Origin of the sequence: Pseudomonas sp. PS1(2021) (assembly GCF_020405165.1) — a bacterium.
Lineage (GTDB): Bacteria > Pseudomonadota > Gammaproteobacteria > Pseudomonadales > Pseudomonadaceae > Pseudomonas > Pseudomonas aeruginosa.
On the sequence record NZ_CP084484.1, the window covers coordinates 2,689,871 to 2,710,803 of the forward strand.

A 20,933-nucleotide genomic window follows, 5' to 3' on the forward strand; every position below is an offset into this window, starting at 1 on the left:
TGGAAATGGAAAAAGACTTGGGGGCGCGGTGTCCTAACGAAAGGTTCTAAGGTTTTGACCCGCCCCACCCCTATAAATGAGACTTTTTCTCATTTAACTCGATTTTTCGGTAAAACCGCACGAATCCAGTGAAAACCACTGCCATTATTCGTAAATATCTCGAATCGTCGTGCACAATCGCTTATGGAACCCGACTATCTCCTAGATGCCGCCGACTCCCTCGCCGTCTTCCTCGCATGACATGGGTGGCCAGCAATAGCCATCAGGTTCGAGTCATCATCAGTGCCGCCTTGGCTCAGCGGGATGATGTGGTCCACCTCTGTGGCGATCCTCTTCACTCCCTTGCACTCTGAGCACTGGCACATGTAGCCATCTCGCTTGAGGATGCGCTCACGCTTGCGGCGCCACGGCCTGCCACCGCGCCCATTCCCCCATGCTTTGTCCTCTACCTCGTGCTTGGTCACTCCCTTGGCCTTTGGCTTGGTGTGACGCTGAGGGAGGTCAGGCATTGAGGCGCTCCCGATTCGGCGGAGTCCAACCTTGAAGCCTGGCTTGTGCTGGCCTGAGGAATGAGAGCTTGCCACCCTGCCATTCATCAGGATGGAGAGCCAGGAGGCCAGATCGCAGTAGGGGTTCCAGAATCTTTATCGCGCTCTCTACTTCTTCGCTGTATCCGGTTACGTCATCGCGGGCCCAGGCACGACCGGGGTTGATCTCGACGCCAGCAGGAATTGGACGGTTCTTCATGTCGGCTTTCCTTCATCAGACATCCCGATGAGCTTCGCGACCATCAGGGCTTCGGCGAAATCATTTGCGTTGGCATCTCGCCAACGGGATAGCCCGCATACGTGGTAGATCAACTCCCGTCCAGGGAGCGGGCTTTCGGGCCGCTCGATCTTGTAGCGAACCTGGACAACCAGCTTGCCAAACCAGCCGCGGCGCACCCGGACAGAAGCTATCTGGGTCTCCCTGGCGGATCCCATAAATGCCGACATCAGATCGGCTCTCCACTCAGGTAGCTGGTGGGCACGGCTTCAGGATCATCACCATCCTCGGCGAGGGCCTGGATCAGCAGATGCAACAGTTGGTTGGTCTTTCGCTGTTCTTCGAGCAGGTTGCGTAGGATGACTCGAGCCTCTTCGCCGGTATCAGTCATCACGCACCTCCGGTCGCTTTGGGTTACTGGCCATAGCAGAGGCCGCCCGCTCTACGGCAACCCGCGCCCACTTCTTCGCCCATTCGCGTGTCTTGTTGCAGAAGGTGCACTTGGTCATCAGCTGCGCCTTCCCTTAATTGTCTCAAGATATGCATCGTATGAGATGCGCGACTCCATCTCTTCGCCGCAAAGCCTTACCCGCTTGTTAACGAGTGCGAACGTGACCGTGACGGTTGGAATAGGGCCGTCGTTGCTGACGCTCAACGAAAGCTGTCCAGGGAGCGGCTTCCCGTTGCTGTCACACAAAATCAGGCATGTGCCAGTGTTCTTCAGCAGAAGCGGAGCATCCATCAGTACACCCTCAGAATGTGGGCCAGGTTCCCCCGAGCGCGACAGACAAGGCCGAGCAGGATTGCCAGGACCAGGGTCAGCCAGGGGGAGACAGGATTCAGTCTGTAGCCGTGGAGTGCATCGAGCATCACGCTCAGGGCGAAACACCCGCTGCCAACGCACAGCAGGTATGCGAGCCAGGACACTCCCCGGCGATACCTCGCGCCTTGCCGGCGGTATGTCGCCAGCCGCATGCAGATGGCGCCGCAAATCATCGCGGCTACCAGAGTCCAAGGGTCAACCATTACGACCTCCAAAGCGGTCCGCTATGAAGCGGAGCCAACCAGGCGTCTTCCCCCCCTGCACCCACTCCAGCAAGCTGGTGCCCACTGCGACGCAGAACAATGCCCCGCCAAAGGCGACCAGGCCCGATGTTCTGGCCCATTCTCGCCCGATGACTTCGCCGGCGACGTAGTAGCCAACGATCCAGGACACGACGAAGTAACCGAGGCGCGCCCAGGCCGAAATGTCCTTGGCGTACACCACGAAGAAGATAGCCCCAGCAAAAGCCCCGATCACTGCATTGGCATCAATGCCAGGGATCAACGCGGACGCACCAATACCGACCAAGCCGGCGACTGCTACCGCACCACTCGGCTCGGCCATATTCACGTACTCCAGATGCAGAAAAGCCCAGGTCATTGCCTGGGCCTTAGAATTTCAGATGTAACCTAGGCGAATGCCGATGGGTCCATCGACGCGATCACGTCTCTAGCGATCATTTCGTACAAATCGCCAAGCTGATCGCTTGGGAAATCAGGCCCAATGGAAACAGTGATAGGCCCCGACCTGCCTTTAATCTCCACCATGTACCGGCCCGACTCTTTTCCGATAGAGGCCTGAATAAGGATTCTCTTTTTGGGGTAGGAGCTGGGGTGTTCGTCAACCAACAGGCTGATCGTGAATTCCACCTTTCCATCCGCTCCGCTGAACTGAGGGGCCAGAGCCCTTACGAAGCGGTCTCCATCCATGCTGCCGACTTGGACATAAGGCTGCGCATCCTCGCCGGGAACCGTCACCTTGTGCTGGTCAAGACGGAGATGCCGCTCGAATCCAATATAGATGGCCCACGCCTTCTTCTGAAGGTCAGACCAGTAGGCGTCCTGAGCGGCCTTGTACTTCGTGTATGCCTCACGTATTTCGAGAAAATCAGTCATCACGCCATCCTCTAGCAGATCAACGAGAATGGCCATGATATGTCACCCTGACATCTATGTGCATGGAGCGGCTCGCGGGACTTGAACCCGCAACATCTGGCTTGGAAGGACAGCGCTCTGCCAGTTGAGCTAGAGCCGCGGAATAGGTGCCGGACTAGCCGGCGTCACGCCCGCAGAGCAAGGAGCCGGGCGGAAACGAAAAGCCCCGCCCATGAGCGGGCTCTAGGGTTACTTCGCGGCGACTGCGCCCCTCAGCATGACAATACCTCGTTCGAGTTCGTCTCGCGCATATGCAAGCGCTTTGCGATCAACATTGGAATGACCCGATAGCACTTCCAGTGCCGAGTCGATCGCCACCTTCGTATTCTCGATCACGGCAGCGCCTCGCGCGTCGAGTTCGGCCCGCTCTTTGCGAACCATCTCTTGGGCCACGTCCAGGTCAAGGCCTGAGCCAGAGAGATGAACCTTCATTGAAAATAAAATAAATGAGTCATCCGGCACGGGAGTGAGCACTGCTCCGTATACCTTCGTATCGTCGAATGCGAACAGGGGGTCAACTTCCGGGAAGTGAACGTACTCATTCCGTGACGGATTGAGAACCTTAGAGCCGACCTCGAGGAACCGGCGTGGGCTTGCCTCCGACAGCTTCCGCAAGCCGCGCGCGAAAGCAACCGCATCACCACCGATAACGCCATTGATAACGGCCTTCACGGCCTCTTCAACCTTGTCGCTCATGTCTTGCTCCGAAATGCTCCAGGGTAGGTGCGGCAGGCAGTGGAGCAGTCTGCTTTTCGGGAATGACCCTAGCCGCTGAAATGAAAAGCCCAGCGCTAGGCTGGGCTCTGAATTATTGGAGTGGCCGGTGCTGATCTCCGGCATGACTGGCCCTGCTGTCACCCCCACTTAAGGCGGTGTCGGATAGCATCGTATCCAGTCGGGTATTCCTTGCTGCGCATCAGCCTGCGCATTCACTCCGTGCCGGGCTTCCACCGGCTCCCACTTCACTTTAACGCCTGCGTGTCCAAGGCGATCCCGGCCGCGTAGTCGCAACCCAGAAGGATTTGGTAGCAAGGGCTGACTTATGCGCTAGGTGCTGGTTTGTGGCGGCGCGCATGCGTCCTGATTCGGTGGCAGTTTGCACAGACTAGATCGCATTTCGCTATTTCCTCTAACAGCTTTTTCATGCTGTGAGGGCTGGCAACAAGATTCGCAACATTATCAATCTTCAACTCACCTTCGCGGTGATCGAAGTCCATCACGAATGGCGGGAAGCTATGGCCGCAATCGCCGCACGGATGGCTTTTAAGGTCGTCAACCAGCTTTCTAAAATCATCCTTGAGTGCTGACTTTCTGGCTTTCGCCCGTCGCACATACGCCTCTTTATTTCTCTGGTAGTGCAGCTTTGTAGCGAAAGCCTTACAGGCGTTGCATTGGGAATGCCGACGACCTTCACCTCTGAGAGGGAATTGGGCCAATGGTTTTAGGGTGCCGCACTTGGTGCACTCCTTCTCCATCTACCGCTTCTCCACCCTGCGTCGAAACAAAAAGCCCCGGCAGATGCCAGGGCTTCGGTGGTGACTTTCGCCAGAGGCGAATTTGTCACGATGGAGATAAGTCTGCCTCAGCCGGACATTTGTCGTCAAGCAGCATTTTTCATCATTTTTATCGCCGAAGAGACAGGCACAAGCGCTGCCTTGTCGAGGTCATTGCAGGCATCAAAACAGGACTGAATGAATCCCTCCCACTCCCTGGTCCATTGCTCTGACGACAGCTCAAGTCCGTGAATCTGGAGCAGCCATGCGCGGAACGACTCAGGGCTTGGACAGGGATCAACGCCTTCGCTCTGGCCGCCTTGGTGCATGCGACGGTACCGGAACAAGACTCCCGCAGCGACATAGCGCGCCTTCTCGAATTTCTTCGTGTACATCCTTGGGCCGGTTTCGTAAGCGACCCTGAACACGATCTCTTCCGCAGCCTCCTTGTCGTCTTCGCCAGCCATAGGGCTGTACATGTGATTGCCGAACACCTTCAGATGCGCCGGGAGGGTATCGATCGCCTTTTGAATCACGCCGGCGAGCGCCTGATGAACAGCCCGAGGAGTGCTAATGTCGCGCTCAGTTCTGGTCTGGTGGATTCCTGGCACGAAGGCGTGCTGGCTGTAGGAGACAGCCTCCCCATCATCATCGATCTCGGTGATACGGCGCCGGACATATCCGCCAGCCTCGACAATTCCAAGAGCAGCTCGCTCCGCCGCCTCAGCCATGCCGCTGTTCCAAGGGGTATAGAACGCATCGTGCCAGGCAATGCGTGCGCTGTTCAGATTCATTTCCCTTCCCCCTTAATCAGCCCGTATTCACGAAGGATTGCCCACTGCTGGGCGATGTATTCGGCTAGCGTCATGCCGGCTTTGCCTCCTTGCAGAAGGCGGTGGCGACGATCAGGAACTGCACCATGAAGGCGGAGGCGCCAAGCATTGGATGCCCGCTGAAGATCAGGGCATAGACGTAGAAGATGGATGGTAGGAGCTGAATCCAGAAGGTCCGGCGGATGCGCGCACTGACCTCGTCCTTGACCATGCCGAGGAGCATCCCGATCCAGGAAAGAACGTTCATGATGACGCAGACGTAGAAGGCGAACTGCGATAGCTGGCCGATGCCGGACAGCAGGGAAAGGCTCAGCGTCATGCTGATGATGATCGAGATGGTGGTTTTCATCAGGCAGTCCTCTTTTTCAGCTCGCGCAGCTTGGCGCGGTACTCGGCGGTGATCGCCTTCAGTTCGTCGTTGGTGTACTTGCGGGGACGGTGATCGGTTTCCAGAGCCTCTACAGCTTCCAGGCCGATGCGTTCGATCAAGCCCTCACGGAAGCCCTGGGAAACGGTAAGCCCCTTCCTGGCGTACTTGCTGGAGCCGGCGTTACAGGCCTTGCATTGAAGCCATATGTTGGATGGCTCCAGGCGGTGCTCGGGCCTTGCCCCCTTGCCGAGAAAATGCCCTGCGTCGAATGCACCTCCAGTCTTCCAGCCTTGTTCGGCCAGTACCTCGGCCTGAGACTTGCCGCAGCTTATGCAGCCGCTGCCGATGGAAAGTTCGTAGGTTCGCCGGTAGTCCCGAACGGCCTTCTCTGCATCTTTGATGTGGTCGCTGTGCGTCTTCAGCCTCTCCTTCCGAACCTTGATCTCCCTCCGCTCGCGGTCAGCGATGGCCTTCCGTGCCGGCTTGGCGTGCTTGTCCTTGATGGCCAGGGCGCAGGCTGGCGAGCAGACCTTTTGCGTGCTGCTGAAGCGAGGGGTGAACTCCTGGCTGCATGCAGGGTTCTGGCACTTCCTGGGCTTGCGCTGACGGGTGGAGGGCGTCATTCGGCACCATCCGCGCGCATCTGCTTCCCATCCAGTCCGAGACGAGGGGTAATACCGCCGCCTGGAACGCTGAGATACTGCAAGCCAGTAGCGTGGTCGGTGTGCAGGCGCATTCCACTGCGCCCACCAGGCGCATCGGTGCTGTCACGTTCATTGCGCATGGCAGCGTTCAAGAACATGCACAGGAAAAAGCCTAGGCAGATGCCGATGAAAGTATTCAAGCCACCTCCTCCTTCGCCTTCTGCTGCTCGGGCTGGAAGTAGCCGCGCAGGGGCATGAGATACCGTTCAGGTATGTAGAGCCGGTCTCCTTCATGGAGCACCCACCAAGCTGGCCGAATCACCCGAAAGGTCTGGCCGTCTTCGGCAAACAGATCACCAGGGGCAAGTCGAGACATCAACTCGACTACCACTCCCGCACTGATGCAGCTGGGGATGTCTTGCAGATTAAGAGCGAGATCGCCAGGCTTGAACTTGCTCATGCCTCCACCTCCTTCGCCTTCTTCTGCTCGGGCTGGAAGTCTCCCCGAAGCGGCATGAGCCACTTCTCCCAAACGATGGCGCCTTGATCGTCCACTACCCACACCGGCTCGCCGTCAGGGGTTTCATAAACTCCTGGGTCCATCGGATCGCTACGATCAACCGGCCCAACCAAATGGCGGCTGATCAGTTCAACGCAGGTTCCAACCACCGGAGGGAAGGTGTGATTGATCACAAGCGCCAGGTCTCCTGCCTTGAACTTGCTCATGCGAAAGTCCCCATCTGATCAGCCGCCGCCATGGCGTCAGCCTCGGTTTCGAAGTGAGAGGAAAGGACCAGCCGCCAGCAGGCCGCGAACACATCCCGATAGAGAGGCTCAAAGGCCGTATCGTCCATGCTGGCCCAGCTGATCGACTTGGCTTCCTTGCGAACGCCGTCAGGCGTGTGGATCAGGTGGAAGTGCCCGGCCTCGATGGTGATCCACTCCCGGAAAGCCTCTCGGCTCTTCTCGACTGCGGGGAAGCGGTCGGCGCGATCAGCCTCAAGCTTGGCGATATACGCAGCGACGGCGTTCTGCAACTGGCCAGGGCGGCCATTCAGATCCTCGAAGTACTTGGCAAGCCCGCGGATACCGCGCATCTCCTGGCGCGGCACCAGCCCGCCTTTCGGCTCCCAGTACTCCCACGCCAAATCCAGCATCGCGAAGAACTTCCCGTGGAATTTGGCGTTGCGCATCCGAGTGAATTTTCCATGGACGACCTGGCCGGCCTTCCACTTCTGGACAGTTTCACGGTCAGCCTCGGTGGCCGGAACCAATCCCTGGGCGGTACGGATAAGGGCGAGTTCAGCCACGGCCTACCCTCCCCTGGAACCAAACTTTATCGGGCGTGATGCCAGGGATCATCTCTGCGCGACGGCGAAGAACTTCTGCCCGCTCATGCGGGACTCCGGTCCGATCAGAAACCCCGTTGCGATAGCCATGCATGTAGGCAGCCGTCGAGCGCTGGGCGCGCAGGCCGTCCTTGCCGGCCATGTAGCCCTGAACCATTTCCCAATCGGCGTCCGAGTACATGTCCGGCTTGCGATAGTTCGGCATCACTCGACCTCCTCCGGCTTGGCGCCGGGAACCTCAGAACTGCAAGCAGCTGGCGGCCAGTGCCCCTTGTCCTCGAGCAGGTCCACGCACAGCGCGACGCACGCATCGCAGATAAGCGCCGATGGGCCTTTGATGAGAGCCTTGAGGTCGTGCTCGGACTCTCCGCAGAACGAGCAATAGTGAGTTTTCTCGCTCATTACACAGCCCTCCGCTCAGCCCGTTCAGCGCAGTCCCGGCATTTACGAACGCCAGGGATGATCGAACGCCGCGCTACCGGGATCTCCTCGCCGCAGTCTTCACATTCGGACAGGCTCTCGCCGACGTACTTGACTCGGGAGTACAGGCGTTCAGCGAGTTCACGCTCGGCGTAATCGTTGGCGATGTCTACGATATCCATGTCACTCGCCCTCCCCTTGCAGGCTCTTCAGCAGTGCCTTGAGTTGGCGATAGCTTTCCATCGACTTGGCGCTCGATTCGCGCTCCTGCTCGACTGCCAGCGCGACGTCCTCGATGCGATCAGACAGGCGCTTCATGTGCTCGGCCATGCCGGCGAGCTCGTTTGCCAGTTCGCCTAGCATCTCCAGCGGGGAGGCGGAGCGCTTCGGCTCGGACTGGGTTTCGATCTTCTTCGCGGGCTCCGCCATCTTCGGCTCCTGATGCTTGGTCTTTTTCTCGACTTGGATTCGTTGGTAGTGGTCAGTACCAGTGCGGCGGATCAGTCCGGAATCGACTAGATCGCGCAGGCAGCCCTGGACAATCCGAACGTCCGGCGTGCTTCCGGTCATGTTGCGAAGTGCGGTGAGCACCTGGAACGAACGCCAGGGCTCAGAGATCGGTACGCACTCGTAGACCTTCTTCGCGATTCCGGTCTGGCCCTGCATGAGGGATTCCTGTTTTGCGGGAGTCACTGTTCAACCCTCCCCTCCGGCCAAATGCTCTTCACGACATCAACCGGGTCGCAGTCTTCCATCAAGATCATCGTGAAGCGCTTGGCGCCTACGATTACGGTCCAAGAGCGTTTCATTTGGAGGCCCTCATCTCTTCTGGATCGGACTCTGCGCACTCCATAACGGCCGGGAAGTAACGGTTGCGCCACCAAGCGATGCCTCGATCTGACATAGACAGCTCGCGATCAACCGAGCAACGATCATCGTTGGTTCGCCTATGGGTAAGCCGGAGGTAGTCCTCCGCCTCACTCCTGCCCATCATTTCGAGCAGGACCTCATCAACGACTTCGCTAGCTGGACGCAGGCAATCCAGAATGTCTTCACGGACCGATAGAATTGCCTTGAGCCATGCGCCCTCCCCCGCGGCTGTAAGAAATATCTGACCTAACCAATCAAGCGACATTTCCACCCACTCCTCGTTGCGCGGAACCAGCAGGTAACAATTCATGAACCCGCGCGTGTCGCTCTGTGGCCTGGAAACCAGAAATACCACTGGGCGCCCCGTGGACTTGCGCGTCTGATCTGCTTTGGCCACCTCAATCTCGGTCGGTCGCGTGCCTTTGACCTCGAGATAGATATCTGCCGCTGGAAGGTAGAAATCCGGCAAGTACTTGCATCCCTCGACTTGAATAAGATGCGGCTCGTAGAGATAGAAGATGTCCGCCGCGTCCATGAGTCGAGCCCACATCAACTCGGTGTAGGAGCGCAGTTTGTATCCCTGGTGCTGATAGATAGTCCGCCGCCTTTCATCACCTTTCATCACCAGTCCTCCTTCTGCTCGGGCTGTTCGCGGTAGTGGCTTGCAAGCGGGACGAATCGGGATTTGCTACCCTGGAAGGAGGTGAATACGCTGCCGATCTCTCCGTCCCGGTTCTTCCGGATCAGGATTTCGCCGATACCCTTCCTGTCGCTGTTCGGGAAATAGACTTCATCGCGGTACACGAACATGACGATGTCGGCGTCTTGCTCAATGGCGCCGGACTCGCGCAGGTCGCTGAGGACCGGACGCTTGTCGGGGCGAGACTCGCACCCTCGGTTGAGCTGGCAGAGGGGAAGCACAGGACACCCAATCTCCCTTGCCAACAGCTTCATCTGACGCGACATGGTGGTTACGTCATCTACACGACCCTTGCCATCGCCCTCTACGAGTCCTAGGTAGTCGATGACGATCAGCCCCAGGTCGCCCATGCGATGCTTCTGTCGGCGGGCGATGGACCGTATGCGTGGCATCGTCATTACAGGCACGTCGCTCACGGCGATCTTTGCGTCCCGGAGCTTGAGGACTGCCGCGTTGAGCTCGGTGTAATCTTTGTGAGTGCAGGAACCATCTTTCAGGTTTTGCAGAGAGATGCCTCCGACAGCCGCGATCAGGCGATCCATCAATTGAGCCTTTGTCATCTCAAGGCTGACCACCAGAACAGGCCTTCCCTGCTTGATGGCCACGTCTGCTGCGATATTCATTGCCAGGGTGGTTTTACCCATTGCAGGGCGGCCAGCAATGACAATCATCTGTCCAGACTTCAGGCCTTGCGTATATTGGTCTAGGTCGGGAATCCCAGTGCTCAAACCGTCCAACATATCGCCTTTCTGCGCTCGGTCATGGCGCTCCTGAAGTACCTCTACGTGGTCGCGCAGAATGTCTCCAACCATTTGGCACTCACCGGTAGTACCACCCGCATCCAAACCGAGTACAAGGGCCTGAGCCTGAGCGATCTTGTCTTCGATTGAGCAATTCTGATGGGCAACCTCCTCGATCCCGCTGGCTACATCAACTATCTGGCGCGAGATAGCTCGCTCACGAACGATCCGCGCGTACTCTTTGGCATTCGCCACGCTGACGATGTTGGTTAGAATTTCTCCGACGTAAGCCATCGTGCGCGTGTCGTCGCAAAGGAACTCTTTGGCCTCTGCGAGGGTGATGATGTCAATCGGCGTGCCGGCGGACTCGAGATCAAGAATCAGCCGGTACAGGTCTGCGTTGACGCTGTATGCGAACGCATCAGGGGAAAGCTCTTCCGACAAAACGCTGATCAGATGAGGCTGCTTGAGCATGGCGCCAAGCACGCCGTGCTCCGCCTCCAGGCTGTGAAGTTCGATCATGCCTGCTCCTCCAACTGTCGGAACACGGCACGCGAGCAGATCACCTCAAGGCGCGGCATGACATTGGCTCCGCGATACCAGACCTGGCTCAAGCGATTGGCCCGCTCGAACACGGTCTTCCACAGCGGGCTCGCCTGGTGCTTATCGCTCTCGTTCCAGCGCTCGACGATCAGGGCGCGGAGAACCTTGTCACCAGCCACCGAAACGGCCGGCAGGTTCGGACAGGAGCGGTGGTACAGGTCGATGATCTTGTCGACAGGAACGCCAGCCTCGCTCACGGCCTTTTCGGCGCTCCTTGCCAGCCATTTGACCAGGAACATGCGCCAGTTCTTCTTGGCCTTGCGGGGATTTGCAGCGGCCCACACAGCAGCCCGAGCAATCTCCGCCTCAACGTCAACCGGAGAATACGCTTTAGCCCATTTGGTAATCAGGGCTGGTTCGACTTGAAAGTCCTCACCATCGAACGAAACCCCATTGGACTTCTCGACGGGCTGGTGATCGGCCCCCTGGGGGGCGGAAATCTGTTCCGAAGGAACAGTTTCAGGGGGTAGATCTTTTTTCTTTGTATAGAGAAGGGAGTGAGCAATTTTGGTCTCACTCACCTTTCCGCCGATTGAGATCACATTGTCTGAGTGAGATGATTTGGTCTCACTGAGACTGTCTTTCTTCTGTTCGTGGAATACCCATTCGCTGGAAGGAGAAACACCAAGCTCGCCACGGCTTCCTCCGATGCGGAACAGGATGCGCCTCTCCAGCAGATGGCTGATCGCCTTGGACACAACGTCGCGGCGCATGTTGGTCAGCGCGCCAATCTCGTCGGCGGTTAGGCGCTTTGCCTCAACTTGATACCCAATCGTCTGGCGGCATATCGCGAAAAGTACGCGGAACTCGCGGGCAGGCAAGTCAACCTTGGCCAGCGACTCCATCAAGCTGTTTTCCATCCGGGTAAACCCCCCGGTGTTGCGTAAAGAAACGATATTGCTCATACTCGGTCCGTCCGTTTGCTATTTCCCACGCGTGATTCGGCTGCCACCGATCCACGCACCGACAAAGCCCTGTAGTAGTCGCTCAGGGCTTTGTTGTATCTGCGCCTCCACTCACTCGAACCCATATCCGCCAGCTCTTCAGCAGCGTTAGCCATTGCGGCGTAGTCAGAGCTCGTGAGACGAGAGCGCATAGTCACTTCGCCCTGTGCAGTTCGAGCACGGCCCGAACCTCTTCATGCCTGGCGGCCATGTGCTTGGCATGCAAGGCCAAAATCTCTTTCGCTTCGTCAGCGCTGATCTCCCCGTCCTCCAGGGCCAGAGCGATCATCTGATCAACCCGGCCACGCTTAACCGCTGTACGCAGCGAACGGTGGTGCAGGTCTACGTTGTCCAGATCGCCCGCTTCCGGCGTCCGCACAAACACTCCCCCGTACATCGCGCAGATGTAGTCCGGCAGATAGGAAGTCCCCATCTCCTGCTCCAGGACGTGCAGGTCGCCGTCGCTCAGGGGCTTCACGCCCGCCGTTTCGTACATCTGGTTTTCCAGGCGCTTGAGCGGAATCCCCAGACGCGCAGCAGCGCAATCGCGACCTCCCGGATAGGCATTGGCTACCGTGGTCATTACCTTTCTGCGGGTCTCTAGTACGGGCGTTTTCATGCTCTAGTTCTTCCCTTGAGGTCGGTGCTATACGCTGTCAGCCGTGAATTGAGGGGACGGCGAAAGCCAGCGCTTCGAATGTGGAGTCCGGCGCAACCGTGGTAGCTTTTTGCTTCCACACGAAAAGGCCGCGGAGGCCGGACATGACTGACGAAATCGACAAGATCGTTGCGACGATCAACGCGCAGAAAGGCGAACTGATGGGCATCAACGCCTTCCTTATGGCAATGGCACGCTCGCTAACACCTGCGGAACTCGGGAGGGTTCTCGACGGGTTCGATAACGAAATTGCGCACATGCGATCGTTCTTGGCGTACTCGCAACTGCCGGACGAAGTCATTGGGGGTCTCGAGGGCTATGTGAAGACTTGGAACGCGATTCGAACGAGGCCAAACCAGTCTTGAGAGACTGCGCCCAGAAAGCGTCTCGGCTCTCCTCGTCATCCTTCAGCGCATTCTCGGCAGTCACTTTCTCTGGCCCGGCCAGAACCATTTCGCGGGCCAGCTCAAGGAAGCGCAGCGCATCCTCTTGGCTCATGCCTGAGTCGAACTGGATGTAGGCCGTTGGCCACTTGTCGATCAGCCGGATTTCACTGGAGCTCTTCCTCGACGAGGTGGCGCCCAGGAAGTAGGCCATCGCCAACGAGGTCCCAAAGATCAGGATTTGCATGAATTCGGTCATGGCTGGCCTCCCGGCCGGTAGATTGGATCGGGTTAGGCGGCGGACTGCTCAGTAGCGACCTTCAGGGCGCCTTTCGTAATGCGCTCAATCTCGTACTGGCGGAGTTTTGGAATTTCTTCTGGCCACTGGCGCACCGCCTCATAGGTAATGCCGAGGGCTTTGGCTACCTTCGAAACGCCGCGGAAGTGGCTGATCACTTGGGTCTTGGTCATAGGCGACTCCAGTTCACTCGCACCAATTCAAGCATGCTTGCAATTACAAAGCAAGCATGCTTGGCAAGCTACCTTGTAGATTTCTCAACATGAAAACCACAGACCGGATTACCAAGCTCGTACTCGCCAGAAAGCCGGAGATCGGCCCCCGCGGGGTAAAGCGAGATATCGCCAACACGTGCGGCATCAGCTATGAGGCCGTGAGGCAATGGTTTGCCGGCGACACTGAAAACATCAGAAATGAAAATTTGACCGCTCTGGCCGAGGGCTATGACACGACGGTGGACTGGCTTCTATCTGGTTCAGGAGAGCCACCTAGACGAAAAGCAACGAGCAGTGCGGCAGAGAAGTTCCTTCAAATGTTGCAAGGCAAAAAGCTTCGTCCCGATCAGCAGCAGCGCTTGGAGCAGGCAGTGCTAGACACTCTGGATGATCAGCCCGTGGTGGAGGCCGCAGACAATGTGATCATCGCCGACTTCTCCCGCAAGCCACTGGTGGGCGATGAGATTCGCATCGCTCATTACGATGTTCAGGGGGCGATGGGCAATGGAAAGGTTGTTCAAGATTTCCCAGAGATGTTCCGCGATGTCACGGTCAGCCAGCAGCATCTGCGCGAACTTGGCGTTAAGTACAAGGATCCATCACATCTGAAGATAATCACTGGCGACGGACAGTCGATGGCCCCGACCATCCAGAACCTAGATCCGCTAATCGTCGATGCCAGCATTCGCGAGTTCACCGGCGACGGTATCTACGCGTTCACCTGGCAGGGACTCTTCTATATCAAGCGCCTACAGTTGAAAGGGTCAGACCACTTCAAGATGATCTCGGACAATACAAGCCACCCTCCAGAGGATATTCGAGTGGATGAAACCTACATCCAGGCCAGAGTGTTGCTGGTCTGGAACGCGAAAAGGCTGTGATGGGCAGAGGCACCGCATCATAGGCAAGGTCATCTGGAGGGGTGGGGATCTGTAGCTATGGGCGGATCATGGGGGAATGAGCCAGCTATGGGAGCCAAGGGCTTGGTGCGATAGAATCAGCACATGGACAGAAACAGCCTTGACCAAGCAGCCCCTGGAAAGGTGCTCAGGTTACACATGGAAGGAATTGACGACCTAAGCGGGGACGTCCGCCTTGGCTCGTTCATCGAAAAGCTTGCATGCTTGAAGGCTGCGCTTAGCGAAACCGAGCACCTGCTAGCTCACGGTAAGCGAAGCAAGCTTGATTTTGTTGTGAGCGAACTCAGCCATAACAGCCCTGCCATGATAGGCCTGCGCGGGGTTGGCGAAGTAGATAGCGCCATAAACGCAGAGAGCGTCATTGATGAGCTAACACGCTTCATTGACGGAGTCAGGTCTGGAACAGAAATAGTAACTTCTGAAAAGGCCAAGCTAATTGCACACTTGAAGAAGCTTGCAAGCGGTATCGGTGAGCGCTTCACAAGGATATGGCTTGATGGCATCGGCATTAAGACTATACATCTGGATGCGAACACCGCCCAAGCATTCGAAGATGCCATGCCAAATACCAGGCGCGAGACTGGAAGCCTAAAAGGCATAGTAAAACAATATTCCGCCATAAATAATAGATACTACTTCAAGATAGTCCCGCCTATTGGCGGTATCGAAATTAAGTGCATATTTACGCAAGAGCTTCTAGAAAAAGCGGCAGCAGCAGTTGAGCATAATGCTACCGTTGAAGGCGAGCTTAAGTATTATAACGACGACTTCTGGCCTTTTGAAATAAAAGTCAAGGACATCAAGATCCATCCAAAAGACTGCGACCTGCCATCGCTCGCGGAAATGAAGGGATCCGCGCCTGATGCTACAGGTGATCAGAGCGCCGAAGACTATGTAAGGGAGCTGCGTAGTGGCTGGTAAGCAGTCGATCGTGTACTGGGATTCATCGGCGTTTTTAGCACTTCTGAAGTCTGAAAATCATGGACCAGGAGTACTTGACGCTCTGGTTTCTCAAGCTGGCGCATTTGACAGAGCTGAAATTACGCTTGTCACTTCGACAATCGGCATTATGGAGGTCTTGTCGGCAGAAATATCAGACGCCGTCAGAGATCGCTTTGAGAGCATGATCAAGCGTAGCAACTTCCAGCTCGTTAACGCGAATGAGGGAGTTGCAAGGAGCGCAGCAATCCTGCGCAAGCATTGCTACACCAATGGAAAGTCACGCGGCCTAGAAAAATATATTATCAGTCCTGCTGACGCTATCCATGTCACATCTGCAATGGTTGTAAAGTCAGATATTTTAATTACTCTTGACTCTAGGAATAAAGCGAGGAAGCAAGAACTTGCAATGACAGCTGTTAGTGATTTTTATCCAATAGCCGGTCTGCATTCTGTGCGAATCGAACGCCCATCCACTGGGCTCCCAGGGGTTTCAATGTTTTGACTTAGCCTCGCACCTGCGGGGCTTTACGGCTCCGAAGCCTTTGACAGATTCCCTCCGCCGCCCTGGCAAGGCAGCAGTCCGGCACGGGGCGCACCTCGATTCCAGTGCGGCCTTTTCACATCATCCGCACATTTGATACATTCAGGCGTCCTTGAAGGCACAACACCGAAACGACCAGGCCGCGCCGGAACCTTCCCCGGCGCGGCCTTTTCGTTCCTGCCCTTCCCTCCCGGCTCTGCGCTGAGCTGACGATAGCCATGCCCAGGCGCTGAACTCGCCCCAGCGCTGCCCTCCCGCCTGACACCGAATCCTGAGCCTACCTGAGCAGGTCCGCGCCCGCGTGATGGCGACGAGCCAGGGTGGTAGGATGGCGGTTCAATTCACAGGGAGGTACCTATGAAGTCAGCAGTCATCCTTGCAGTTATCCTCGCATCAGGTTCGGCCTTTGCCGCAAAGCCATCCGCAAAGGCATGGACCCATGAGCCATCAAGTTTCCTTGGTCTGACCTTCGAAAGTAGCAGCATCATGGCGCTCCCTCAGTGCGCGCCAGGCGTGATTGGTTTCCAGCAGACACAGCTTTGCCGGGAAAAACCATATGGCAATCTTTACACGATTGAGGGAAAGCCCTCGATCGGTCTTCGATACAACTACCACCTTTCCGCCAAGCTGAACGAAAGCCAGGTGGAATACTTCATGCTTACGGGTAATACCGATGATTTCGATAAAGTGACCGAGCTTTTCACCGAGAAATACGGAAAGCCCACATCCCGCACCGCACCATCAGTGAAAACCAAGGCCGGGGCATCCTTCACCAACGACACTCTGGTATGGGATGGTGCGCGCGTCAGCATTACGCTTGAGCGATTCTCGACAGACATAAATACCTTCGGCGCAATAGTGCTCAACAAGCCGGCCGCAGAGGCCAACTCTCGGGCCGCCGCTGAAAAAACCAAGAGTGATGCCTCCAAGCTCTAGCCTCCCCTGAACGTGATCGCGCAGCCCGCTTAGCGCGGGCTTTTTCATGGAATCAGAATGGGGTCTCATCCTCTTCCGCGCCCTCTTCCACAGGCTCAACCTCGGGACAGATAGCTTGATGCTCACCCTCGTTCCTAAGCGCCCACCGCAAGGTCACTGAGCCATCATCGTTGAAAATCAGCTCAACTCCATCCTCCTCCGCAATCAGCTCCATCACGGCCTCCCACGCCTCGTCCGTATCAGTATCTAGCCGGTGAACAGTCACCGCGCGTTCTAGCTGCGCCTTCGGCGCATTGATCATTGCCGATACCCTCAGTCCTAGGCGATCCGCAGCCGTGAGTTCCTGCTGGAGTTGCTGCGCTTTCTTCTGCTTGGCCATAAGCCCCTCCTTATACTGTTCATTCATACAGTATTAAAAATCATCACAAGATTGCTTGCATTCTAAAAACAAGCATGCTTTTATAAATGCAAGCCGGCTTGCGAACAGCACAAGCAATACAGCGAAGGCGCAACACCGCTGGCCAGGCCACCGAGCCGACCGCTCTTTAACAAGTCAGACCCCACCGCAGTCCCGACAGCCGCAGGTCACCGCGACTGAGCGACGGTGGATAAACACGACTGCTGATGCCGGGTAATCCCGGCCAACTCAACGCCAGGCGTCGCGCTCCCTCAGCTCAGAACATCGAGCAGATAGCGCAAAGCGGGCTGAGGGTTGCACTGCTAACGCTCCCTGCTCGGGCCATGAATTGGCGCATTCCTGGGCACAGCGGACAGGCCTCGCAAAGGCTTGCGGTGAACACAACCAATAGGAGGAAACAGCCCATGAAGCACTAAGCCCAGCCGATGTTCGGATCGGCAACCCACGCATACCTGCCCTACTCACCAGGCCACCGGGCTGTAGTCAAGCGTGGAGTGAAACACCGTCCCCGACGACCAGCGCTGTATGCCGATTGAAGGCGTTGCGAGGGAAGCCCAAGGCCAAACACATCAAGTCCGAGCTGCTATCGGCAGTGGTGAGGACAGCACCACCCGCGGGTTGTAGAAGCCCAGCAGGCGAACGCAGGAGTGGGAACGAACCCCGACAAGGAGAAGCGACCGAGATGACACCAATAGGAGGAACCAGCCCATGAAGCACTAAGCCCAGCCGACGACACGGGTCGGCAATCCGCGCGTACGTGCCCTACTCAACGGGCCGCCGGGCTGCACTCAAGCGCGGAGTAACACTGATACCCCATGACCAGCGCTGTATGCCGATTGAAGGCGCTGCGAGGGAAGCCCAAGGCCAAACACATCGAGTCCGAGCTGCCATCGGTAGTGGTGAGGACAGCACTACGCCGCGCGAGACGCCAGATTGCTGAGCGCGGCGGGAAAGCATCGCTGAAGCGCCTGAGAGATCGGGCGTTTTGGGATGACAACCAGGAGCAAGCCATGGCAACAAAAATTTGCCCCGAATGCCTACAGACACACCCTTCAAATGCTGCCATTGCGGTTGGGCGATTCAACCCACTAGGACCAGTCGGATTTACATCTACCCATGCGGATGATGCCCCTATCAGGGCTACCAGAAGTCAAGCTGAAACAGACTTTTGTGTGGCACAGCAGGAAATTCGGAAATTCCGAAATTACCGCTAAATCGTTGAGATGCGCCCCTCCCGCAGGGCATTCACTTGGAGTCATGAGGGGAGCGGTCTGAATGCGCAGGCTGATGCGCATGCTCATGGAATCGGCACCTGTATGCCTCAGTACTGAGCCGACCAATGCCGGATATCAGCACCGGCCAGACCACTCCCCCATACAGCCAATCACAAGCCCCGGGTAAGAGAGGAATCCATGCCAGACCTTGGCGAGTTCGCAGCGCTGTTCGTGGTTCTGTTTCTGACTATGTATTGGTGAGGTGAGAGATGAGTGAGTGGATCGATTGTAAAGAAGAACTTCCAGAACCCGATGTTCCTGTCTTAGTTGATGGATCTGAACGCGCAGGTGTCGGCGTATTGGGGCTGGCAAATCATGGCCTAAGGTGGGGGTTCGCTACCTCAGCTCTATACTGGGATAACAGAAAAGGATGGGTTGTTGATAGTTACGACTACGACATGAAAGTTCCTTTTCGCTGGATGAGCCTACCAGACCTAAACGCCTGACAGGCAGGAGAACAGAATGAGCAAGCATACGCCAGGTCCTTGGTATCGAGACGGAACGACCGTTTATGCCTTGAACCCTCACAACTTCAACCGGTTTTCTGCTCAGATTCATGGCGCTCACACGCCAAAGTCTGAACTTGAAGCTGTTGCACAACTGATGCAGGCCGCGCCCGAGCTGCTTGAGGCTCTTCAATCCTGCATCCAGCAGATCACGGCGCTCTGTTCTGCGGACGATGTTCCCGATCAAGCCCGAGCCGCAATCGCAAAGGCCACCGCCTAACGCCACCCTTCAATGGGGATGTACGCTTGGTGCTGACAAGCTAACGATAGGGAACCCGTGCAGGCGGGCAGTCCCTAGAGCACTGCGGGAGTCGGGCTCTAGATGCTTCGGCACTTCACCGACTGTTCAACGCACCTGCAATTTGCGGACCACGCAGAGGCCGGGATCAGCTCCGGCATCCCCACCCTACCCCTCTTAGCCCGGCAAGTCCGGGCATTTTTTCGCCAAGGAATCGACATGCTTCTGATCATCCTGATCGGGATCACGCTTTCATTTGCGCTGCCGGAATCGGCGCAACCTGAATGGCGTACCCGAACCGCTGGCAGGCCGATGCGTCGGCATTGGTTAGGGCGATGTACCACCGGGGAGCCAAATGCAATCCGGTGCATCGCTTCCCGCCAAAAACAACACGCCAATCAGAAAGCCCGGCGCAGACGTTGCCGGGCTTTCACTTTCCATCGCCTGTATGCGCATGCCCTGGCGCCCACTGATTGCCACCTAATCCGGCTGTGTAGGTGGGTATCCATCCAAGACCAGGGCAGCCGCATGCACGCGAACGCGAGGTGAAACATGAACACCGCATTGAAATACGCCCAGGAACGCTGGGACAACGCGCTACCGCCCGACGATGAAGGCGACCGCGAGTATGTCACTGAGCAAGTCGGCAAGCTGTTGAACTGCGAGGACGGTGATTGCGTGCCGTTCCATGATCGGAAAGAAAGGCCCTTTATCGGACCTGAGTTTACGGTCTACGGATTCGCCGGATTCGTCCCTGAGTGGCTTGCAGAGGTCGACAGCAAAGAGTGCCCGATGACTCAGCTACTGCTTGCAGTGCGCCGTGGCGATCTGGAACTGGCACAACGCATCTGGTTCCGCGCATTCGAATCCAAGCTTATCGAGAACGCTGAACGAATGGTTAGGGAGAGACGCACATGACGATCACCATCGATCTGACCAAGGCCGCCAAGACAACGTTCTTCGCGGCCTTTTTCTTGGGCAGCATTCTGGCCTTCGCAGTGGCGTTTGTTGAGGTAGCGGGACTATGAAGCGCGCACCAGTCGATTTACTTCGCAAGGCCATAGAGGCCGCCCAGGTGCTCAAAAATACGGGCGTTCTGTTCGTGCCCATGCCTGTCCTTAGCCAAGAGGACCATGAGCAGCTAACCAGTGAAATGCTGGCTCGGCTGACAAAGCTTGAGGAGGAAGAGGAATGAACCCACGACGCACAGCAATCTGGCTCGGCAGCCTCTTCGGCGGACTGCTGTACCTCTTCATCCTGGCAGCCGGCCCGATCTGGGGCGGCATCATCACCGCAGAAGCTACGCACCTGTCCGCAGCAGGCCCATAGGGGATAACTGCGGCTTCCCCAGCGGGCGGTGGGCGGCATGAAGAAAACACCCGCAGCAGCGGCTTCTAGCGCAAGCAACTATCCCGCAGGGGTGACGCTGCCGAGTGGCGCCGTAAGCGCCTTTCCCCTTCTACCTGGAGAACGATATGACTCCCGAACAGTTCATCAAACTCGCCATCCTCCAAACCACTGCACGCTGGGACAACGCCGAACTCCAGAGCGATCTTTCGCCTGATGAGGTTGAAGCGCGCTATGACGCCCTCGTCGAACAAGACGCCCACTGGGATGCCAGAAGCGAAGTTCGTGTGGGTGACGTCGAGACGAACATCGAGCCTGATTACTCGCGTCACTACGAGTCGAAATCAGTCGCCACTCAGGTCAATGGCCAATGGGTCGGCTGGACCTACTGGTATGGTGGCGGAAAGCACGGCGAGCCAGAGGCCATCGACTGGATGGATAAGGCTTACTTCCTTGACTGCGTTGAGGAACAGAAGACCGTGACTATCCGCACCTTCAGCAAGCCAGAAACACCAACCGCCTAACCCTCCCTTCACTGGCTGCGCATGC

At 57.1% G+C, this 20,933-nt stretch carries 37 protein-coding genes and 1 tRNA gene; 10 read left to right on the plus strand and 28 right to left on the minus strand.

Annotation, left to right across the window (positions count from 1 at the left end; all coding sequences use genetic code 11):
* Positions 1 to 194: 194 nt before the first annotated feature.
* The 27 genes from LE197_RS12715 to LE197_RS12845 all read right to left on the minus strand — a co-directional run bounded on the left by LE197_RS12715 (position 195) and on the right by LE197_RS12845 (position 13,220).
* A complete protein-coding gene (locus LE197_RS12715) occupies positions 195 to 509 on the minus strand; it encodes an HNH endonuclease (RefSeq protein WP_016046820.1) in 315 nt (104 codons plus the stop codon).
* Positions 502 to 747, minus strand: a complete 246-nt coding sequence (locus tag LE197_RS12720; protein WP_016046819.1) for a hypothetical protein — start codon at positions 745 to 747, stop codon at positions 502 to 504. The genes LE197_RS12715 and LE197_RS12720 overlap by 8 nt, the downstream gene beginning before the upstream one ends.
* Positions 744 to 995 carry a hypothetical protein gene (locus LE197_RS12725; RefSeq protein ID WP_010792333.1) on the minus strand — a complete coding sequence of 84 codons (252 nt, stop codon included), beginning with the start codon at positions 993 to 995 and terminating at the stop codon, positions 744 to 746. Before LE197_RS12725 ends, LE197_RS12720 begins: the two co-directional genes overlap by 4 nt.
* On the minus strand, positions 995 to 1,156 hold the full coding sequence (locus tag LE197_RS12730) for a hypothetical protein (RefSeq protein ID WP_010792332.1): 162 nt from the start codon (positions 1,154 to 1,156) through the stop codon (positions 995 to 997). The genes LE197_RS12725 and LE197_RS12730 overlap by 1 nt, the downstream gene beginning before the upstream one ends.
* A gap of 350 nt (positions 1,157 to 1,506) precedes the next feature.
* A complete protein-coding gene (locus tag LE197_RS12735) occupies positions 1,507 to 1,791 on the minus strand; it encodes a phage holin family protein (protein WP_003101053.1) in 285 nt (94 codons plus the stop codon).
* Positions 1,784 to 2,152, minus strand: a complete 369-nt coding sequence (locus tag LE197_RS12740) for a putative holin (RefSeq protein WP_010792329.1) — start codon at positions 2,150 to 2,152, stop codon at positions 1,784 to 1,786. The genes LE197_RS12735 and LE197_RS12740 overlap by 8 nt, the downstream gene beginning before the upstream one ends.
* 65 nt (positions 2,153 to 2,217) lie before the next feature.
* On the minus strand, positions 2,218 to 2,739 hold the full coding sequence (locus LE197_RS12745; RefSeq protein WP_057386052.1) for a hypothetical protein: 522 nt from the start codon (positions 2,737 to 2,739) through the stop codon (positions 2,218 to 2,220).
* 27 nt (positions 2,740 to 2,766) lie between these two features.
* Positions 2,767 to 2,842 (minus strand) — tRNA-Gly (locus LE197_RS12750).
* A gap of 89 nt (positions 2,843 to 2,931) precedes the next feature.
* Entirely contained in the window at positions 2,932 to 3,438 is a 507-nt protein-coding gene (locus tag LE197_RS12755; protein WP_033942789.1) for a hypothetical protein, read from the minus strand.
* A gap of 904 nt (positions 3,439 to 4,342) precedes the next feature.
* The gene (locus tag LE197_RS12760) at positions 4,343 to 5,029 is read right to left on the minus strand and encodes a hypothetical protein (RefSeq protein WP_003140680.1); all 687 of its coding nucleotides are present in this window, start codon (positions 5,027 to 5,029) and stop codon (positions 4,343 to 4,345) included.
* A 70-nt stretch (positions 5,030 to 5,099) separates the two neighbouring features.
* Positions 5,100 to 5,417: a hypothetical protein gene (locus LE197_RS12765; RefSeq protein WP_010792327.1), complete on the minus strand. Its 318-nt coding sequence runs from the start codon at positions 5,415 to 5,417 to the stop codon at positions 5,100 to 5,102.
* Entirely contained in the window at positions 5,417 to 6,061 is a 645-nt protein-coding gene (locus LE197_RS12770) for a recombination protein NinG (RefSeq protein WP_226034063.1), read from the minus strand. The genes LE197_RS12765 and LE197_RS12770 overlap by 1 nt, the downstream gene beginning before the upstream one ends.
* On the minus strand, positions 6,058 to 6,282 hold the full coding sequence (locus LE197_RS12775) for a hypothetical protein (RefSeq protein WP_042854107.1): 225 nt from the start codon (positions 6,280 to 6,282) through the stop codon (positions 6,058 to 6,060). Before LE197_RS12775 ends, LE197_RS12770 begins: the two co-directional genes overlap by 4 nt.
* Positions 6,279 to 6,542 carry a hypothetical protein gene (locus tag LE197_RS12780; RefSeq protein ID WP_226034064.1) on the minus strand — a complete coding sequence of 88 codons (264 nt, stop codon included), beginning with the start codon at positions 6,540 to 6,542 and terminating at the stop codon, positions 6,279 to 6,281. The genes LE197_RS12775 and LE197_RS12780 overlap by 4 nt, the downstream gene beginning before the upstream one ends.
* Entirely contained in the window at positions 6,539 to 6,808 is a 270-nt protein-coding gene (locus LE197_RS12785; RefSeq protein ID WP_034049883.1) for a hypothetical protein, read from the minus strand. Before LE197_RS12785 ends, LE197_RS12780 begins: the two co-directional genes overlap by 4 nt.
* Positions 6,805 to 7,392 (minus strand): DUF1367 family protein, encoded by a 588-nt coding sequence (locus LE197_RS12790; protein WP_003101074.1) that lies wholly within the window; start codon positions 7,390 to 7,392, stop codon positions 6,805 to 6,807. The genes LE197_RS12785 and LE197_RS12790 overlap by 4 nt, the downstream gene beginning before the upstream one ends.
* Positions 7,385 to 7,636 carry a hypothetical protein gene (locus LE197_RS12795; RefSeq protein ID WP_003140687.1) on the minus strand — a complete coding sequence of 84 codons (252 nt, stop codon included), beginning with the start codon at positions 7,634 to 7,636 and terminating at the stop codon, positions 7,385 to 7,387. Before LE197_RS12795 ends, LE197_RS12790 begins: the two co-directional genes overlap by 8 nt.
* Complete coding sequence (locus LE197_RS37130) at positions 7,636 to 7,833, minus strand: ClpX C4-type zinc finger protein (RefSeq protein ID WP_003140689.1); 198 nt, start codon at positions 7,831 to 7,833, stop codon at positions 7,636 to 7,638. The genes LE197_RS12795 and LE197_RS37130 overlap by 1 nt, the downstream gene beginning before the upstream one ends.
* Positions 7,833 to 8,033, minus strand: coding sequence for a TraR/DksA C4-type zinc finger protein (locus LE197_RS12805; RefSeq protein ID WP_003140691.1), 201 nt, complete (start codon positions 8,031 to 8,033; stop codon positions 7,833 to 7,835). The genes LE197_RS37130 and LE197_RS12805 overlap by 1 nt, the downstream gene beginning before the upstream one ends.
* A gap of 1 nt (position 8,034) precedes the next feature.
* Positions 8,035 to 8,517: a hypothetical protein gene (locus tag LE197_RS12810; RefSeq protein WP_010792323.1), complete on the minus strand. Its 483-nt coding sequence runs from the start codon at positions 8,515 to 8,517 to the stop codon at positions 8,035 to 8,037.
* A gap of 139 nt (positions 8,518 to 8,656) precedes the next feature.
* Positions 8,657 to 9,343: a hypothetical protein gene (locus tag LE197_RS12815; RefSeq protein WP_034010407.1), complete on the minus strand. Its 687-nt coding sequence runs from the start codon at positions 9,341 to 9,343 to the stop codon at positions 8,657 to 8,659.
* A complete protein-coding gene (gene dnaB / locus LE197_RS12820; RefSeq protein ID WP_033946923.1) occupies positions 9,343 to 10,683 on the minus strand; it encodes a replicative DNA helicase in 1,341 nt (446 codons plus the stop codon). The genes LE197_RS12815 and dnaB overlap by 1 nt, the downstream gene beginning before the upstream one ends.
* Positions 10,680 to 11,669: a replication protein gene (locus LE197_RS12825; protein WP_096247743.1), complete on the minus strand. Its 990-nt coding sequence runs from the start codon at positions 11,667 to 11,669 to the stop codon at positions 10,680 to 10,682. Before LE197_RS12825 ends, dnaB begins: the two co-directional genes overlap by 4 nt.
* Before the next feature lie 193 nt (positions 11,670 to 11,862).
* Positions 11,863 to 12,327, minus strand: coding sequence for a YmfL family putative regulatory protein (locus tag LE197_RS12830; protein ID WP_012614004.1), 465 nt, complete (start codon positions 12,325 to 12,327; stop codon positions 11,863 to 11,865).
* A 37-nt stretch (positions 12,328 to 12,364) separates the two neighbouring features.
* Complete coding sequence (locus LE197_RS12835) at positions 12,365 to 12,535, minus strand: hypothetical protein (protein ID WP_023464591.1); 171 nt, start codon at positions 12,533 to 12,535, stop codon at positions 12,365 to 12,367.
* A 128-nt stretch (positions 12,536 to 12,663) separates the two neighbouring features.
* A complete protein-coding gene (locus LE197_RS12840) occupies positions 12,664 to 13,008 on the minus strand; it encodes a hypothetical protein (protein ID WP_034049497.1) in 345 nt (114 codons plus the stop codon).
* A gap of 32 nt (positions 13,009 to 13,040) precedes the next feature.
* Positions 13,041 to 13,220: a Cro/CI family transcriptional regulator gene (locus tag LE197_RS12845; RefSeq protein ID WP_023082532.1), complete on the minus strand. Its 180-nt coding sequence runs from the start codon at positions 13,218 to 13,220 to the stop codon at positions 13,041 to 13,043.
* Positions 13,221 to 13,309: 89 nt separating this feature from the next.
* Between LE197_RS12845 and LE197_RS12850 the strand changes: the two genes are divergently transcribed.
* The 4 genes from LE197_RS12850 (at position 13,310) to LE197_RS12865 (ending at position 16,601) form a co-directional block, all read left to right on the plus strand.
* Positions 13,310 to 14,143: an XRE family transcriptional regulator gene (locus LE197_RS12850; protein ID WP_031657199.1), complete on the plus strand. Its 834-nt coding sequence runs from the start codon at positions 13,310 to 13,312 to the stop codon at positions 14,141 to 14,143.
* 123 nt (positions 14,144 to 14,266) lie between these two features.
* Entirely contained in the window at positions 14,267 to 15,103 is an 837-nt protein-coding gene (locus LE197_RS12855; RefSeq protein ID WP_033950304.1) for a hypothetical protein, read from the plus strand.
* A complete protein-coding gene (locus tag LE197_RS12860) occupies positions 15,093 to 15,626 on the plus strand; it encodes a type II toxin-antitoxin system VapC family toxin (RefSeq protein WP_071536824.1) in 534 nt (177 codons plus the stop codon). Before LE197_RS12855 ends, LE197_RS12860 begins: the two co-directional genes overlap by 11 nt.
* Positions 15,627 to 16,022: 396 nt before the next feature.
* Positions 16,023 to 16,601 (plus strand): hypothetical protein, encoded by a 579-nt coding sequence (locus LE197_RS12865; protein ID WP_033945903.1) that lies wholly within the window; start codon positions 16,023 to 16,025, stop codon positions 16,599 to 16,601.
* 52 nt (positions 16,602 to 16,653) lie between these two features.
* Here the strand turns inward: LE197_RS12865 and LE197_RS12870 are convergent, their stop codons facing one another.
* A complete protein-coding gene (locus tag LE197_RS12870) occupies positions 16,654 to 16,980 on the minus strand; it encodes a DUF1654 domain-containing protein (RefSeq protein ID WP_023120648.1) in 327 nt (108 codons plus the stop codon).
* A gap of 1,522 nt (positions 16,981 to 18,502) precedes the next feature.
* On the opposite strand from LE197_RS12870, the gene LE197_RS12875 reads away from it, so the two are divergent.
* The 6 genes from LE197_RS12875 (at position 18,503) to LE197_RS12900 (ending at position 20,908) form a co-directional block, all read left to right on the plus strand.
* Positions 18,503 to 18,739 carry a DUF551 domain-containing protein gene (locus LE197_RS12875; RefSeq protein ID WP_226034065.1) on the plus strand — a complete coding sequence of 79 codons (237 nt, stop codon included), beginning with the start codon at positions 18,503 to 18,505 and terminating at the stop codon, positions 18,737 to 18,739.
* A gap of 16 nt (positions 18,740 to 18,755) precedes the next feature.
* Positions 18,756 to 19,019: a hypothetical protein gene (locus LE197_RS12880; protein WP_034027201.1), complete on the plus strand. Its 264-nt coding sequence runs from the start codon at positions 18,756 to 18,758 to the stop codon at positions 19,017 to 19,019.
* 570 nt (positions 19,020 to 19,589) lie between these two features.
* Positions 19,590 to 19,955: a hypothetical protein gene (locus tag LE197_RS12885; RefSeq protein WP_132450378.1), complete on the plus strand. Its 366-nt coding sequence runs from the start codon at positions 19,590 to 19,592 to the stop codon at positions 19,953 to 19,955.
* A 106-nt stretch (positions 19,956 to 20,061) separates the two neighbouring features.
* Positions 20,062 to 20,232 carry a DUF1382 family protein gene (locus LE197_RS12890; protein ID WP_165948179.1) on the plus strand — a complete coding sequence of 57 codons (171 nt, stop codon included), beginning with the start codon at positions 20,062 to 20,064 and terminating at the stop codon, positions 20,230 to 20,232.
* Positions 20,229 to 20,366: a hypothetical protein gene (locus LE197_RS12895; protein WP_226034066.1), complete on the plus strand. Its 138-nt coding sequence runs from the start codon at positions 20,229 to 20,231 to the stop codon at positions 20,364 to 20,366. The genes LE197_RS12890 and LE197_RS12895 overlap by 4 nt, the downstream gene beginning before the upstream one ends.
* 146 nt (positions 20,367 to 20,512) lie before the next feature.
* The gene (locus LE197_RS12900) at positions 20,513 to 20,908 is read left to right on the plus strand and encodes a hypothetical protein (protein ID WP_003097963.1); all 396 of its coding nucleotides are present in this window, start codon (positions 20,513 to 20,515) and stop codon (positions 20,906 to 20,908) included.
* Positions 20,909 to 20,933: the final 25 nt, after the last annotated feature.

Bases quoted from the DNA above. Each gene is read 5' to 3' on its own strand.
- LE197_RS12825 (WP_096247743.1), bottom strand. From the start codon at position 11,669: ATGAGCAATATCGTTTCTTTACGCAACACCGGGGGGTTTACCCGGATG.
- LE197_RS12890 (WP_165948179.1), top strand. From the start codon at position 20,062: ATGAAGCGCGCACCAGTCGATTTACTTCGCAAGGCCATAGAGGCCGCC.
- LE197_RS12725 (WP_010792333.1), bottom strand. From the start codon at position 995: ATGTCGGCATTTATGGGATCCGCCAGGGAGACCCAGATAGCTTCTGTC.
- LE197_RS12845 (WP_023082532.1), bottom strand. From the start codon at position 13,220: ATGACCAAGACCCAAGTGATCAGCCACTTCCGCGGCGTTTCGAAGGTA.
- dnaB (WP_033946923.1), bottom strand. From the start codon at position 10,683: ATGATCGAACTTCACAGCCTGGAGGCGGAGCACGGCGTGCTTGGCGCC.
- LE197_RS12805 (WP_003140691.1), bottom strand. From the start codon at position 8,033: ATGGATATCGTAGACATCGCCAACGATTACGCCGAGCGTGAACTCGCT.
- LE197_RS12720 (WP_016046819.1), bottom strand. From the start codon at position 747: ATGAAGAACCGTCCAATTCCTGCTGGCGTCGAGATCAACCCCGGTCGT.
- LE197_RS12815 (WP_034010407.1), bottom strand. From the start codon at position 9,343: ATGAAAGGTGATGAAAGGCGGCGGACTATCTATCAGCACCAGGGATAC.
- LE197_RS12760 (WP_003140680.1), bottom strand. From the start codon at position 5,029: ATGAATCTGAACAGCGCACGCATTGCCTGGCACGATGCGTTCTATACC.
- LE197_RS12755 (WP_033942789.1), bottom strand. From the start codon at position 3,438: ATGAGCGACAAGGTTGAAGAGGCCGTGAAGGCCGTTATCAATGGCGTT.
- LE197_RS12795 (WP_003140687.1), bottom strand. From the start codon at position 7,636: ATGCCGAACTATCGCAAGCCGGACATGTACTCGGACGCCGATTGGGAA.
- LE197_RS12780 (WP_226034064.1), bottom strand. From the start codon at position 6,542: ATGAGCAAGTTCAAGCCTGGCGATCTCGCTCTTAATCTGCAAGACATC.
- LE197_RS12740 (WP_010792329.1), bottom strand. From the start codon at position 2,152: ATGGCCGAGCCGAGTGGTGCGGTAGCAGTCGCCGGCTTGGTCGGTATT.
- LE197_RS12895 (WP_226034066.1), top strand. From the start codon at position 20,229: ATGAACCCACGACGCACAGCAATCTGGCTCGGCAGCCTCTTCGGCGGA.
- LE197_RS12840 (WP_034049497.1), bottom strand. From the start codon at position 13,008: ATGACCGAATTCATGCAAATCCTGATCTTTGGGACCTCGTTGGCGATG.
- LE197_RS12855 (WP_033950304.1), top strand. From the start codon at position 14,267: ATGGACAGAAACAGCCTTGACCAAGCAGCCCCTGGAAAGGTGCTCAGG.
- LE197_RS12745 (WP_057386052.1), bottom strand. From the start codon at position 2,739: ATGGCCATTCTCGTTGATCTGCTAGAGGATGGCGTGATGACTGATTTT.
- LE197_RS12765 (WP_010792327.1), bottom strand. From the start codon at position 5,417: ATGAAAACCACCATCTCGATCATCATCAGCATGACGCTGAGCCTTTCC.
- LE197_RS12900 (WP_003097963.1), top strand. From the start codon at position 20,513: ATGACTCCCGAACAGTTCATCAAACTCGCCATCCTCCAAACCACTGCA.
- LE197_RS12885 (WP_132450378.1), top strand. From the start codon at position 19,590: ATGAACACCGCATTGAAATACGCCCAGGAACGCTGGGACAACGCGCTA.
- LE197_RS12785 (WP_034049883.1), bottom strand. From the start codon at position 6,808: ATGAGCAAGTTCAAGGCAGGAGACCTGGCGCTTGTGATCAATCACACC.
- LE197_RS12715 (WP_016046820.1), bottom strand. From the start codon at position 509: ATGCCTGACCTCCCTCAGCGTCACACCAAGCCAAAGGCCAAGGGAGTG.
- LE197_RS37130 (WP_003140689.1), bottom strand. From the start codon at position 7,833: ATGAGCGAGAAAACTCACTATTGCTCGTTCTGCGGAGAGTCCGAGCAC.
- LE197_RS12850 (WP_031657199.1), top strand. From the start codon at position 13,310: ATGAAAACCACAGACCGGATTACCAAGCTCGTACTCGCCAGAAAGCCG.
- LE197_RS12810 (WP_010792323.1), bottom strand. From the start codon at position 8,517: ATGCAGGGCCAGACCGGAATCGCGAAGAAGGTCTACGAGTGCGTACCG.
- LE197_RS12735 (WP_003101053.1), bottom strand. From the start codon at position 1,791: ATGGTTGACCCTTGGACTCTGGTAGCCGCGATGATTTGCGGCGCCATC.
- LE197_RS12770 (WP_226034063.1), bottom strand. From the start codon at position 6,061: ATGACGCCCTCCACCCGTCAGCGCAAGCCCAGGAAGTGCCAGAACCCT.
- LE197_RS12865 (WP_033945903.1), top strand. From the start codon at position 16,023: ATGAAGTCAGCAGTCATCCTTGCAGTTATCCTCGCATCAGGTTCGGCC.
- LE197_RS12830 (WP_012614004.1), bottom strand. From the start codon at position 12,327: ATGAAAACGCCCGTACTAGAGACCCGCAGAAAGGTAATGACCACGGTA.
- LE197_RS12880 (WP_034027201.1), top strand. From the start codon at position 18,756: ATGAGCAAGCATACGCCAGGTCCTTGGTATCGAGACGGAACGACCGTT.
- LE197_RS12875 (WP_226034065.1), top strand. From the start codon at position 18,503: ATGAGTGAGTGGATCGATTGTAAAGAAGAACTTCCAGAACCCGATGTT.
- LE197_RS12835 (WP_023464591.1), bottom strand. From the start codon at position 12,535: ATGCCCATCAGTTCGCCTTTCTGCGCGTTGATCGTCGCAACGATCTTG.
- LE197_RS12870 (WP_023120648.1), bottom strand. From the start codon at position 16,980: ATGGCCAAGCAGAAGAAAGCGCAGCAACTCCAGCAGGAACTCACGGCT.
- LE197_RS12730 (WP_010792332.1), bottom strand. From the start codon at position 1,156: ATGACTGATACCGGCGAAGAGGCTCGAGTCATCCTACGCAACCTGCTC.